Source organism: Pseudomonas sp. SWI44 (assembly GCF_002947915.1).
GTDB classification, from domain to species: Bacteria; Pseudomonadota; Gammaproteobacteria; order Pseudomonadales; family Pseudomonadaceae; genus Aquipseudomonas; species Aquipseudomonas taiwanensis.
Genome location: NZ_CP026674.1, coordinates 2,905,111 through 2,917,601, shown reverse-complemented (window position 1 = coordinate 2,917,601; position 12,491 = coordinate 2,905,111). Strand labels below are relative to the sequence as shown.

The window sequence follows — 12,491 nt, the reverse complement described above, 5'->3', positions numbered from 1 at the left end:
AACCGCGGCACTGGATTGAAGGCAGTGTAACCGAACAACTTTTGCGAGACATAGGGTCATCAAGCGACCGAATAGTCAGCTCTGGTCACGCCATCCGAACAGCCCCGCGTCGCGATTGTTGCCCGTAGACCATGACGCAGTTACGCCCCGCGCCTTTGGCGCTGTACAGCGCCTGGTCAGCGGCCTTGAGCACTTCCTCTGGGTTACGGTGCTCCACCAGCCGCTCGGCCACACCGATGCTGATGGTCACCGATACCGTGGTGGCCGCATTGCCTGCGCGCCGCTGCCGACCGGCAGAATCGTCCTGGGGGCGGCTGCTCTGATCACGTAGTTGCATAGCATAGTTGGCGATCATTTCACGCACGGCCTCAAGGTGCGGCTGGCACTCTTCGGCCGTCTTGCCCGCGAACACCAAGGCGAACTCCTCGCCGCCGTAGCGATAGGCTCGTCCCCCGCCGGTCACCTTGGACAAACGGCTGGCGACCAGTCGCAGCACCTGGTCGCCGACGTCGTGGCCGTGGGTGTCGTTGAACTTCTTGAAGTGGTCCACGTCGGTCATGGCGATCACGTAGTTGCGACCCAGCCGCTGCATGCGTTCGTTCAACGCACGGCGCCCCGGCAACCCGGTCAACTCATCCCGGAAGGCCATCTGATAGGCCTCATGGGACACTGCCGCGGCAATCATCAGCATCACCTGACTGCACATGATGTTCAGGGTGAACGGCAGGATGAAGGTCTTGGGCAGCATCCAGAAGATGCCGATCAGGCCGATGATCTGCGCGGCATGCAACGGCCTGGGTTCACGCAGGTACTGCACGACCAACAGGACGAATACCCCTACGAACAGTGGGTAGACCATCTGGATCAGGCTCATCCACTGGCCATGCAGCGCCGGCCAGCGAATTTCGGCGAGCCAGGCGAGCAGCGCCTTGGGGAAGCTCTGCTCAAGCGCCACCGCGACGCTGCCGACGGCGAACAGCACGGCAAACCGGGCGAGCAGGTCCTGGGCCAGGTGCGTGCGCTCCTGCCAGGCGCCAAACAAGCCGAACAACGCAGGCAACAACAGGCATACCAGGTGGAATATCACCGCCGCGTCTTCGCGCACCCGGCCGTTGTCACGGTAGAAATCAGTCTGGGTGTCGAGCAGGAAATAGGCGATGTATACCGTCACCATCAGGAACAGCTCGCGCTGGCGGCGGTATACCGCGCAGTAGGCGCCCCCCAACAGCAGCACCAACGTGGGTAGAACATTGAACAGCGAAGTGAAGAAGACGCTGAGGTCTCTCACATACGCCGCCGCGAGCCCCGACAACAAGAGAAACAGCGAAGGCAGGAAATGGCTCGCGCGTACAGCGTTTAGACGAAACAAGGGTAATCTCCGACCCGGCAGATCAATAATGGCATTGTGCCCTTACTTCATCGGCAGCGCACATGAATAGATGAATACACGGCGTGTTTAACGGCCGCAGGGGTGGAGGGCTTGAGCTTTTGTTGTTACTGAATCTTTAGGAGCCGGAAACAAAAAAAAACGCCTGCCGGTGAGGCAGGCGTTTTTTTATACCGATGAACAGGCTTAGATGGACAGGCCGAAATCTTCTTCCTTCATCGCCATCAGGTTGTCGGCACCGGACAGCATCGCGGCCACATGGGCACGGGTGCGGGGCAGGATGCGCTGGAAGTAGAAGCGCGCGGTCTGCAGCTTGGCGGTGTAGAACGCCTCTTCGCTGGTACCTGCCGCCAGTTTCTCGGCCGCCAGGCGGGCGATGTCGGCCCAGAAGTAAGCCAGGCAGGCATAGCCGGAGTACATCAGGTAATCCACCGAAGCGGCACCCACTTCTTCACGGTCTTTCATGGCGGCCATACCGACCTTCATGGTCAGTTCGCCCCACTCCTTGTTCAGTGCAGCCAGCGGCTCGACGAACTCCTTGACGCGCTCGTTGCCTTCCTGTGCCTGGCAGAACTTGTGCACGATCTTGGTGAAGCCCTTGAGCGCTTCGCCCTGGGTCATCAGCACCTTGCGGCCCAGCAGGTCGAGAGCCTGGATACCGGTGGTGCCTTCGTACAGCATGGAGATACGGCTGTCGCGCACGTTCTGCTCCATGCCCCACTCGGCAATGAAGCCATGGCCACCGTAGATCTGCACGCCGTGGTTGGCCGCTTCGAAGCCGACTTCGGTCATGAATGCCTTGGCGATCGGAGTGAGGAAGGCCAGCAGGGCATCGGCCTTCTTGCGCTCTTCCTCGTCCTGGCTGTACTTGACGATGTCGACTTGCTTGGCGGTGAAGTACACCATCGCACGGTTGCCTTCGGCGAAGGCCTTCATGGTCAGCAGCATACGGCGCACGTCAGGGTGGACGATGATCGGGTCGGCTGCCTTGTCCGGCGCTTTCGGGCCGGTCAGCGAACGCATCTGCAGCCGGTCACGGGCGTACTTCAGGCCTCCCTGGAAGGCCACTTCGGCGTGAGCCAGGCCCTGCAGCGCGGTGCCCAGACGTGCAGTGTTCATGAAGGTGAACATGCAGTTCAGGCCCTTGTTGGCTGGGCCGATCAGGTAGCCGGTAGCGCCGTCGAAGTTCATCACGCAGGTGGCGTTGCCGTGGATACCCATCTTGTGTTCGATGGAGCCGCAGCTCACGCCATTACGCTCACCGACGCCACCGTCGGCATTAGGCAGGAACTTCGGCACGATGAACAGCGAGATGCCTTTGGTGCCAGCCGGCGCATCCGGCAGGCGGGCCAGGACGATATGGACGATGTTGTCGGCCATGTCGTGCTCACCGGCCGAGATGAAGATCTTGGTGCCGCTGACTTTATAAGTGCCGTCGGCCTGAGGCTCGGCCTTGGTGCGCAGCATGCCCAGGTCGGTGCCGCAGTGCGGCTCGGTCAGGCACATGGTGCCGGTCCACTCGCCACTGACCAATTTGGTCAGATAGGTGTGCTGCTGCTCAGGCGTGCCGTGCGCGGAGATGGTGTTCATCGCGCCATGGGAAAGGCCTGGGTACATGCCCCACGACCAGTTCGACTCACCGACCATTTCGCTCAGCGCCAGGCCCAGCGACTCAGGCAGGCCTTGGCCGCCGTGTTCGACGTCATGCGCCAGGCTCGGCCAGCCGCCTTCGACGAATTGCTTGTAGGCTTCCTTGAAGCCGGTCGGGGTCTTCACACCCGACTCGCTCCAGGTGCAGCCTTCCAGATCGCCAACGCGGTTGAGCGGGGCCAGTACTTCTTCACAGAATTTCGCGCCTTCTTCCAGGATCGCGTTGACCATGTCAGGGGTGGCGTCCTGGCAACCCGGCAGGCTCTGATAGTGCGCCTCATAGCCGAGCAGCTCGTCGCGAACGAAGCGAATATCACGCAAGGGGGCTTTGTAATCAGGCATTGCGATGAACCTCTGTGATGAGTTCTGGGGAAGACCGCTTATACCGACCAGCTCTTGGCGGCTTTCGATCAAACAGTTGTTTGAAACTTACGTTTAGCACCGCCTAATGTCAAGACGGGACCATGGTGCCATTTATGCCGCGAAAAATGGCATTTACGCCACGCCCTGATAAATAGGGTCGAACCTGGTTGAGTGGGGGTAATTTTCTTCTGGGAACGACCTGTCCTCGGGGCGGCCTCGCAGCCCTTTGGCGACGCAAGGTCACTCCCGCATGAGTTCACCGCACGAGTGCAGGCGCCGGCTTGCCGGCGATAAGGCCATGGCGCAACGCCCAGAAGGGGCTGGCCACACCTTGGACGACGCCAGATCAGGCGTAGGTATCGATGAACCGCCCGAGCATTTCGTCGGAAGCTTTTGCCACCTTTGCGCCCAGTTCGACTTCCTGTTTGCCGAGGGCCAATTGCACGGCGCTGGTTGCCAGGTCCATCTGCTGACTGCGGTCGACCGCACGCAGGCGCTCGGCCTGATAGTCGCTGGACTGGCTGGTGGCCGCACGCTCGACAGTGCTGTTGGCAATCTGGCTGGCGGCCTGGTCGACGCGGTTCTGCCCGGCCTGAATGCTGCCAAGGCCCGCGTAGAAAGCGGAGCTACCGGTGATTTCCATGTCAGGACTCCATTGACGCTGGATAGGAACAGGGCCAATTAAAGCAGGCCAAGGGCAAAAAGGCTCGTTTAAATCCCTAATGGCTCAGTGCCATTTGATAGGCGATGGGCATCTCAGTCCAGCAAGTCCAACTGCACGTGTTCAGCCACGGCATCGGCAGAGGCCTGCTTCAGTTTCGGCACCCGGCCCAGGCACGGTGCTGGCAAGCGCTCCGCCAGGCTGGCGAGGTTTTCTTCCAGTCGCGATGTGCGCGGATCGATGATGTTGGCCACCCAGCCCGCCAGTTGCAGACCGTCCCGGGAGATGGCCTCGGCACTGAGCAGCGCATGATTGATGCAGCCCAGACGCACACCTACCACCAGGATCACCGGCAGTTTCAAGGCAATTGCCAGGTCCGACAGGTTGTCAAGGTTGGACAGCGGCACGCGCCATCCTCCTGCGCCTTCGATCAGGGTGAAGTCCGCCCCCTGGTCCAGCACATGGCGCATGGCCTTGAGCAACACCGGCACTTGCAGCGCAACGCCGGCCTCGCGCGCCGCTATATGTGGCGCAATGGCAGGTTCGAAGGCAAACGGGTTGACCTCTTCGTACGCCAGCTTGATCGAACTTTCGTCGATCAATGCCTGGGCGTCGGCATTGCGCAGCCCTTTGGGTGTGACGCTGCAACCAGAAGCCACCAGCTTGGCACCGAGGGTGCTCAGCCCTTGGAGACGGGCCGCGTGCAACAACCCGGCAGCAATGGTGGTCTTGCCCACATCGGTATCGGTACCGGCAATGAAATAGGCCTGGCTCATCTGGCTCCCCTTACACCTCTGGCTTGCGCAAAACACCATAGACCACCTCATAGGTGGCTGGCAGCCCCTGCGGCTGACGGAACGCTTCGTATGCCTGCAGCAGACGCTGCATGCGCGCACGACCGGTCAGGCCCGAGGGCCGGCCCGGATTGAGGTTGTGGGCGCCAAGGGCCTTGAGTTCGTGGGTCAGGCTGCGCACATCGGGGTAATGCAGTACATGCGCCCGTTGCTGCAAGCTGACTTGCTCCAGCCCGCTACTGGCACACAGGCGCTGGTAATCGGCAAAGTGGCGGAAGCGATTGACATGCACCAGGCCATCCACCGCCTGCCAGCTGGAACGCAGTTCGCCGAGCGTACCGACGCACAGGCTGCTGAAGGCCATCACCCCACCCGGACGCAGGACACGGCGAACTTCGTCCAGGACACAGGCGAACTGGTCGCACCATTGCACTGCCAGGCTGGAGAACACCAAGTCCATGCTGGTGTCTCGCAGCGGCAGTCGTTCAGCGTCGCCGGCCACGTGGTAGCACGCCCCACCCTGCTCACCACGGGCGTGGTGCAACATGCCTTCGGCGATATCCACAGCCACACCGGTTGCAGCCCGATAACGCTCGGCCAGCACGCGACTGAAATGACCCGTGCCGCTGCCCAGGTCGAGCCAGCGCGATGGGCTCAGGCCATCGGGCATCTGGTCCAGCAAGCTCACCCCCACCGCACGTTGCAGAGCCGCGACGCTGTCGTAGCTGGCCGCTGCGCGGGAGAATGAAGCCGCCACCTGACGCTTGTCGGGCAAGGCTCCTGGCAGGCTTGGATAGGAAAGGTCAGTCATCACCACTCTCATGCAGGAAACTCTTGATACCCGCCGCCAGTTCCTGTGGGTACTCCAGCAGGAATGCGTGGGAACTGTCTTCGACCAGGCCGACTTCCACGTCGGGCAGCAGTTCGCTCAGGGCTTTTGCCGCCTCGACCGGCACCAGGGCATCGCTGCCGGCGTACAGGTGCAACTGCGGGCCACCATAGGCTTCCAGTGCAACGCGGGTATCGAGCTCGGCCAGCACTTCCAGGCCACTGGCCAAGTACAACGGATCGGTATCCGGAACCCCCACGCCCAACTGGCGCAACAGCGTGCGTGGCTGCTGCGCACCCTCGCTGCACAGGCTACGGAAACGCTTTAGGGTCACCTGGGTATGGCTGCGACAGCCATCCAGAAAGGTGCCGAAGGTGTCCTTCGGCATGCCATGGGGCCAATCGGGACGCACCACGAAACTCGGGTTGCTGGCCAAGGTCAGCAACCCGCAACAATGGTCGCCTCGCTTGCATGCCAGCTCGCTGGCCAACATGCCACCGAACGACCAACCGCCCAGCCAGGTATCGGTGGGCAACTTGCGGTCGAGGTAATCGACCCATGCCTCTACGCTGGTGTCGGCCAGCTCTGGTAGCGGCATCAGTTCGACGTGCAGGCGCAGGTCCTGCGCACGCAGGCTGGCGGCCAGCGGCTCCAGGGCAGCGGTACCCAGTCCCCAGCCGGGCAGAAGAATCAGGCGATCACGCATCGGCGGCCTCCAACTGTGGATAACACTCGGCCAATGCATTCAACAATAGCTGGACCTGCGCCTGACTGTGCGCAGCGCTCAAGGTCACGCGCAGCCGGGCGCTGCCGGCCGGCACGGTGGGCGGACGAATCGCCGTCACCAGCAGGCCACGCGCTCGCAGCATGCGCGACAGGCGCAGAGCCTGGGCGCTTTCGCCGATCAGGATCGGCTGGATCGCCGTAGGGCTGTCCATCAGCGTCAGGCCGATCTGCTCGGCACCCTGGCGGAACTGACGAATCAAAGCCGCCAGGTGCTCGCGACGCCAGGTTTCGCGGCGCAGCAGCTGCAGGCTCTTGAGGGTGGCGCAGGCCAATGCGGGGGGTTGGCTGGTGGTGTAGATGTATGGGCGGGCGAACTGCACCAGCGCCTCGATCAGCGCTTCACTGCCTGCGACAAAAGCCCCAGCCGTGCCACAGGCCTTGCCCAGGGTACCGATCAACACCGGCACGTCGTCGACACCCAGCCCGAAATGTTCGACGATACCGCCGCCTTGCTCGCCCAGCGTACCCAGGCCATGGGCGTCGTCGACCATCAGCCAGGCTCCGCGGGCGCGGGCAACGTCGGCCAGCGCCGGAAGGTCGGCAAGGTCGCCATCCATGCTGAACACCCCGTCGGTCACCACCAGGGTGTTGCCGACGGCCTTGTCCAGGCGGCTGGCCAGGCTGACCGGATCGTTGTGCAGGTAGCGGTTGAAGCGGGCGCCGCTGAGCAACCCGCCATCGAGCAGCGAGGCGTGGTTCAGGCGGTCCTGCAACACCGTATCGCCCTGCCCCACCAATGCGGTGATGGTGCCAAGGTTGGCCATGTAGCCGGTGGAGAACAGCAGCGCACGCGGGCGCCCGGTCAGCTCGGCCAGGGCCTCTTCGACTTCGTGATGCGGCGTGCTGTGGCCCACCACCAGGTGCGATGCCCCGCCACCGACGCCCCAACGTTCGGCGCCAGCCTGCCATGCGGCGATCACTTCAGGATGATTGGCAAGGCCCAGGTAGTCGTTACTGCAGAAGGCCAGCAATCGCTGGCCATCGACCACTACCTCCGGCCCTTGCGGGCTTTCCAGCAATGGCCGCTGCCGATACAGGTCTGCGGCGCGCCGTTCGGCAAGGCGCGCCGCCAGATCGAAGGCCATGCTCAGGCCGACGCGGCGTTGTAGAACAGCTCGTTGCTGCGTTGTTCGACCAGCGCCTGCTCGATGGCCGCCTGGTGCACTTCGTCAGCGTGCTCTTCACGCGCTTCTGGCTTGATGCCCAGGCGGGCGAACAGCTGCATGTCCTTGTCGGCCTGCGGGTTGGCGGTGGTCAGCAGCTTCTCGCCATAGAAGATCGAGTTGGCACCGGCCATGAAGGCCAGCGCTTGCATCTGTTCGTTCATCTGCTCGCGGCCGGCGGAAAGGCGTACATGGGATTTGGGCATGAGGATACGCGCGACCGCCAGCATGCGGATGAAGTCGAACGGGTCTACGTCGTCTTCATCGGCCAGCGGGGTACCGGCGACTTTCACCAGCATGTTGATCGGCACCGATTCCGGATGCTCCGGCAGGTTGGCCAGCTGGATCAGCAGACCGGCGCGGTCGTCCAGCGACTCGCCCATGCCAAGAATGCCGCCCGAGCAGATCTTCATGCCTGCATCACGCACATAAGCCAGGGTCTGCAGACGCTCAGCGTAGGTACGGGTGGTGATGATGCTGCCGTAGAACTCCGGCGAGGTGTCGAGGTTGTGGTTGTAGTAGTCAAGGCCTGCCTCGGCCAGGGCCTTGGTCTGCTCTTGGTCGAGCTTGCCGAGGGTCATGCAGGTCTCCAGGCCCATGGCCTTGACGCCTTTGACCATCTCCAGCACGTACGGCATGTCTTTGGCCGACGGGTGCTTCCAGGCCGCGCCCATGCAGAAACGGGTCGAGCCAATGGCCTTGGCCCGAGCGGCTTCCTCCAGGACTTTCTGCACTTCCATCAGCTTCTGTTTTTCCAGCCCGGTGTTGTAGTGGCCGGACTGTGGACAATATTTGCAATCTTCAGGGCAGGCGCCGGTCTTGATCGACAACAGCGTGGAGACTTGCACGCGGTTAGGGTCGAAATGCGCGCGATGCACGGTCTGCGCCTGGAACAACAGGTCGTTGAACGGTTGCTGGAACAGCGCCTTGACCTCGGACAGGGACCAGTCGTGACGTGTTGTTGCAGTTGTGCTGGCGCTCATCGGCGTTTCCTTGTTTAGGCTGTTTCTAGCGCCGGGACAGGAACGGCCCGCCAGCGCATCACGGATAGCTCGCATAGTCACGGAAGGCCCATGTACTGTCAACCACTCATAAAACAACTGGTTTACAAGTGTCTAAATATTAACCACGCCTGTTTGCTGTGTGACGAAGCCAGTGAGCAACCCCACCCCATCTGCGTCGCCTGCGAGCACGAACTGCCTTGGCTGCACGACTGCTGTTTACGCTGCGCCCTGCCTTTGCCCATGCCGGGGCTGACCTGCGCCCAGTGCTGCCGGCGAGCTCCGGCATTCGCTCAGGTGGTTGCCTTGTGGCATTACGGCTTCCCGGTGGATACGTTGATCAGTCGCTTCAAGCACAACCAACAGTGGCCGCTAGGTCGACTGATGGCCGAACTGCTCGTCCATGGCTTGCAGCATCGCTACGACGAAGGGCTGGCAAAACCCGACCTGCTGTTGCCTGTGCCGCTGGCCAAACGTCGACAGCGCGAGCGCGGCTTCAATCAAGCCGGCATGCTGGCGCGCTGGCTGTCCGTGCCACTGGCGATTCCCTGTGACGAACGACTCCTTCAGCGGGTACGCGATACACCTGCGCAACAGCATCTGCACGCCAAGGCGCGTCGACAGAATCTGCGGGGGGCGTTCAATGTGGGGCGAGGTCGAGCGGTCGAGAACCTGCATATCGCGGTGGTCGACGACGTGTTGACCACCGGAGCCACGGCTCAAGCCATCGCGCAGTCGTTGCGCAAGTCGGGCGCGCGGCGGGTCGATGTCTACTGCCTGGCCCGCACGCCAAAGCCCGACCGAGGCTGGCAGGCGGGAACTTGACTGCTGCCGGTCCGGCAGGCAACGTCCCTTCATTGATCATCAAGCGCGTTTCGCCATGCCCCTACCTGCCCTGCTCACCCAGCACATCGCCCGGCGCCCCCAGCGCATCGCCCTGCTGCAACATATCGCCGAACAAGGCTCGATCACCCGCGCCGCCAAGGCTGCCGGTATCAGCTACAAGGCCGCCTGGGACGCCATCGATGAGCTCAACAACCTGGCCAGCCGACCGCTGGTCGAGCGCAGCACGGGTGGGCGCGGCGGCGGCGGCGCCCGCCTGTCGGCAGAAGGCGAGCGGGTGCTGCGCCTTTATCAACGCCTGCAAGCATTGCAGGCGCAGTTCCTGGAGGCAGCCGAGGACTCCGGCGACCTTGACCTGTTGGGCCGACTGATGCTGCGTACCAGTGCACGCAATCAACTGCAAGGCCAGGTCAGCGGCCTGCGCCGTGAAGGCCGGCATGACCGCGTGAGCCTGGCCCTGGGTGGGGGCTTGGAAATCGAGGCGTTGATTACCCATGACAGCACCGACCGCCTGGAGCTGACCTTGGGCACCACGGTCGTGGCGCTGCTCAAGGCTGGGTGGGTACAGTTGCTGGGTGACGAGGACAAGGTAGAAGTGGGCAGCAATTGCCTGACAGCAGTGGTCGAAGATGTGCTGACCGACGAGCAAGGCCCTTGCGAAGTACGCCTGGCACTGGGCAATGGGCAGACCTTGTGCGCCTTTGCCCAAGCGCAGTGGTTAGCGCGCCAGAAGGTGACCACAGGCAACCGGGTGCGCGTGCAATTCAAACCGTCGCATGTTCTGCTGGGCGTTCCGGTATAGCCTGCCGCGCCACAGGAAGTGTGGTGAAGCATGGAGCCGGCACTGGCCAGTGGCAGCACTGGTACTATTGCCTTACGCCGCACTCTCTCGGAGCTTTCATGTCCCACCCTTTCGACACCCTCACGCCCGACCTGGTCCTGGACGCCGTGGAAAGCCTAGGCTTTCTCAGCGATGCCCGGGTGCTGGCCCTGAACAGCTACGAAAACCGCGTCTACCAAGTGGGCATCGAAGAGTCGCAACCCCTGATCGCCAAGTTCTACCGGCCAGGCCGCTGGAGCGACGATGCGATCCTCGAAGAACACCGCTTCACCGCCGAGCTCGCCGAGTGCGAGGTGCCCGTTGTCGCCCCTCTGCAACACGACGGCAAGACCTTGTTCGAACACCAGGGCTTTCGCTTTACCTTGTTCCCCCGCCGCGGCGGCCACGCCCCAGAGCCTGGCGACCTCGACCAGCTCTATCGCCTGGGCCAGTTGCTCGGCCGCCTGCACGCAGTAGGCGCAGCGCGTCCGTTCGAGCACCGCGAAGCGCTGACCGTGGACAACTTTGGCCATGCCTCGCTGAAGACGCTGCTGGACGGCAACTTCGTGCCCCGTGAGCTATTGCCCGCGTTCGAGTCCGTGGCCCGCGACCTGCTCAAGCGGGTCGAAGACATCTACGCTCGCACCCCGCACGCGTTGATTCGCCTGCACGGCGACCTGCACCCCGGCAACCTGATGCACCGCGACGATGTCTATCACGTGGTCGACCTCGACGACTGCCGCATGGGCCCGGCGGTTCAGGACCTGTGGATGATGCTCGCCGGCAGTCGCGAGGAGCGCCTGGGGCAGTTGGCCGAACTGATCGACGGCTACAACGAATTCCATGACTTCGATCCTCGCGAACTGGCGTTGATCGAGCCTTTGCGCGCCTTGCGCCAGCTGCACTACAGCGCCTGGCTGGCCCGCCGCTGGGACGATCCGGCGTTCCCGCCGAGCTTCCCCTGGTTCGGCCAACCACGTTACTGGGGCGACCAGATCCTCGCGCTGCGCGAACAGATAGCAGCGCTGGATGAACCCGTGCTGAAATTGTTCTAGATGCACAGCGGCGTCTGTCTACAATAGCCGCTGCGCTATTTAGCTACCTAAGCAAGGATTCTGCATGCACGCTGCAAACCCGCGTCGCGGGTATTTACTGGGCCTTGGTGCCTACATCATCTGGGGCCTGTTTCCACTCTACTTCAAGGCAATCCAGAGCGTTCCCGCCGTCGAGATCATCGTCCACCGGGTACTCTGGTCGGCGCTGTTCGGCTCGCTGTTGCTGCTGGTCTGGAAGCATCCAGGCTGGTGGCGCGAGCTGCGCGACAATCCGCAACGCCTGGGTATTCTCGCCGTCAGCGGGGCATTGATCGCCGCCAACTGGTTGACCTACGTGTGGTCGGTGAACAACGGGCGCATGCTCGAAGCCAGCCTGGGCTACTACATCAACCCGCTGATCAACGTGCTGCTGGGCATGCTGTTGCTGGGGGAACGCCTGAGGCGCCTGCAATGGCTGGCGGTGGGCATGGCGGCGCTGGGTGTGGCGCAACAGGTGTGGCAGGTCGGCAGCCTGCCCTGGGTGTCGTTGGCGCTGGCCTTGAGTTTCGGTTTCTATGGGCTGATCCGCAAGAAAGCCCCGGTGGCAGCGCTGCCGGGCCTGGTGGTGGAGACCTGGATGCTGGTGCCGTTGGCGCTGAGCTGGTTGCTGTTGAACCCCACGGCGATGAGCGCCCAGGGCTCGTTCTACGCCAGCAGCGAAGCCTTGTGGCTGATGGCGGCAGGCCCGGTCACGCTGGTACCGCTGGTGTGCTTCAACGCCGCTGCACGTCACCTGCCCTACACCACGCTGGGGTTCCTGCAGTACCTGGCGCCCACGCTAGTCCTGTTGCAGGCAGTACTGCTGTTCGATGAGCACCTGTCACCGAGCAACCTGATGGCGTTCGTCTGCATCTGGGCCGGTTTGGCCATCTACAGCGTCGATGCCTGGCTCAGCCTGCGCAAACGCGCCTGATCAAAAAACGATCAAAATCCTGCAGGCCTCGCCGCGCCTGGCCTGCAGAAACATCTCCAAAGGTTATCCACACCCTCGTCCCCGTGCTTTGTGCACAAGCTCCTGATTATTGGGCATTTTTTGATCAAACCTGTGCAAGCCTCGGCCCGCCTGGGCCGGAGAATGATGCGCCCAGGTTATCCACAGG

At 62.8% G+C, this 12,491-nt stretch carries 12 protein-coding genes; 4 read left to right on the top strand and 8 right to left on the bottom strand.

Annotated elements, in window-relative coordinates:
• Window positions 1–85: 85 nt before the first annotated feature.
• From C4Q26_RS13710 to bioB, 8 genes are all read right to left on the bottom strand, one after another.
• A complete protein-coding gene (locus C4Q26_RS13710; protein WP_027907312.1) occupies window positions 86–1,369 on the bottom strand; it encodes a diguanylate cyclase in 1,284 nt (427 codons plus the stop codon).
• A 204-nt stretch (window positions 1,370–1,573) separates the two neighbouring features.
• On the bottom strand, window positions 1,574–3,379 hold the full coding sequence (locus tag C4Q26_RS13705; protein WP_023382711.1) for a phenylacyl-CoA dehydrogenase: 1,806 nt from the start codon (window positions 3,377–3,379) through the stop codon (window positions 1,574–1,576).
• 367 nt (window positions 3,380–3,746) lie between these two features.
• Window positions 3,747–4,043: a pyrroloquinoline quinone biosynthesis protein PqqE gene (locus C4Q26_RS13700; RefSeq protein WP_104883182.1), complete on the bottom strand. Its 297-nt coding sequence runs from the start codon at window positions 4,041–4,043 to the stop codon at window positions 3,747–3,749.
• A 113-nt stretch (window positions 4,044–4,156) separates the two neighbouring features.
• Window positions 4,157–4,837, bottom strand: a complete 681-nt coding sequence (gene bioD / locus C4Q26_RS13695; RefSeq protein ID WP_104883181.1) for a dethiobiotin synthase — start codon at window positions 4,835–4,837, stop codon at window positions 4,157–4,159.
• 10 nt (window positions 4,838–4,847) lie between these two features.
• Window positions 4,848–5,666 (bottom strand): malonyl-ACP O-methyltransferase BioC, encoded by an 819-nt coding sequence (bioC, locus tag C4Q26_RS13690; RefSeq protein WP_023382714.1) that lies wholly within the window; start codon window positions 5,664–5,666, stop codon window positions 4,848–4,850.
• Window positions 5,659–6,390 (bottom strand): alpha/beta fold hydrolase, encoded by a 732-nt coding sequence (locus C4Q26_RS13685; protein WP_023382715.1) that lies wholly within the window; start codon window positions 6,388–6,390, stop codon window positions 5,659–5,661. The genes bioC and C4Q26_RS13685 overlap by 8 nt, the downstream gene beginning before the upstream one ends.
• Entirely contained in the window at window positions 6,383–7,555 is a 1,173-nt protein-coding gene (bioF, locus tag C4Q26_RS13680) for an 8-amino-7-oxononanoate synthase (protein ID WP_023382716.1), read from the bottom strand. Before bioF ends, C4Q26_RS13685 begins: the two co-directional genes overlap by 8 nt.
• Window positions 7,556–7,557: 2 nt before the next feature.
• Window positions 7,558–8,616, bottom strand: coding sequence for a biotin synthase BioB (gene bioB, locus C4Q26_RS13675; protein WP_027907316.1), 1,059 nt, complete (start codon window positions 8,614–8,616; stop codon window positions 7,558–7,560).
• 90 nt (window positions 8,617–8,706) lie between these two features.
• Between bioB and C4Q26_RS13670 the strand changes: the two genes are divergently transcribed.
• The 4 genes from C4Q26_RS13670 to rarD all read left to right on the top strand — a co-directional run bounded on the left by C4Q26_RS13670 (window position 8,707) and on the right by rarD (window position 12,304).
• Complete coding sequence (locus C4Q26_RS13670) at window positions 8,707–9,459, top strand: ComF family protein (RefSeq protein WP_104883180.1); 753 nt, start codon at window positions 8,707–8,709, stop codon at window positions 9,457–9,459.
• A 55-nt stretch (window positions 9,460–9,514) separates the two neighbouring features.
• Window positions 9,515–10,279 carry a TOBE domain-containing protein gene (locus C4Q26_RS13665; RefSeq protein ID WP_023382719.1) on the top strand — a complete coding sequence of 255 codons (765 nt, stop codon included), beginning with the start codon at window positions 9,515–9,517 and terminating at the stop codon, window positions 10,277–10,279.
• Between the two features lie 98 nt (window positions 10,280–10,377).
• Entirely contained in the window at window positions 10,378–11,352 is a 975-nt protein-coding gene (locus C4Q26_RS13660) for a serine/threonine protein kinase (protein ID WP_023382720.1), read from the top strand.
• Between the two features lie 64 nt (window positions 11,353–11,416).
• Entirely contained in the window at window positions 11,417–12,304 is an 888-nt protein-coding gene (gene rarD / locus C4Q26_RS13655; protein WP_104883179.1) for an EamA family transporter RarD, read from the top strand.
• The last annotated feature ends 187 nt before the right edge of the window (window positions 12,305–12,491 follow it).

Bases quoted from the DNA above. Each gene is read 5' to 3' on its own strand.
- C4Q26_RS13705 (WP_023382711.1), bottom strand. From the start codon at position 3,379: ATGCCTGATTACAAAGCCCCCTTGCGTGATATTCGCTTCGTTCGCGAC.
- rarD (WP_104883179.1), top strand. From the start codon at position 11,417: ATGCACGCTGCAAACCCGCGTCGCGGGTATTTACTGGGCCTTGGTGCC.
- bioB (WP_027907316.1), bottom strand. From the start codon at position 8,616: ATGAGCGCCAGCACAACTGCAACAACACGTCACGACTGGTCCCTGTCC.
- C4Q26_RS13665 (WP_023382719.1), top strand. From the start codon at position 9,515: ATGCCCCTACCTGCCCTGCTCACCCAGCACATCGCCCGGCGCCCCCAG.
- C4Q26_RS13700 (WP_104883182.1), bottom strand. From the start codon at position 4,043: ATGGAAATCACCGGTAGCTCCGCTTTCTACGCGGGCCTTGGCAGCATT.
- C4Q26_RS13660 (WP_023382720.1), top strand. From the start codon at position 10,378: ATGTCCCACCCTTTCGACACCCTCACGCCCGACCTGGTCCTGGACGCC.
- bioD (WP_104883181.1), bottom strand. From the start codon at position 4,837: ATGAGCCAGGCCTATTTCATTGCCGGTACCGATACCGATGTGGGCAAG.
- bioC (WP_023382714.1), bottom strand. From the start codon at position 5,666: ATGACTGACCTTTCCTATCCAAGCCTGCCAGGAGCCTTGCCCGACAAG.
- bioF (WP_023382716.1), bottom strand. From the start codon at position 7,555: ATGGCCTTCGATCTGGCGGCGCGCCTTGCCGAACGGCGCGCCGCAGAC.
- C4Q26_RS13670 (WP_104883180.1), top strand. From the start codon at position 8,707: ATGTACTGTCAACCACTCATAAAACAACTGGTTTACAAGTGTCTAAAT.
- C4Q26_RS13685 (WP_023382715.1), bottom strand. From the start codon at position 6,390: ATGCGTGATCGCCTGATTCTTCTGCCCGGCTGGGGACTGGGTACCGCT.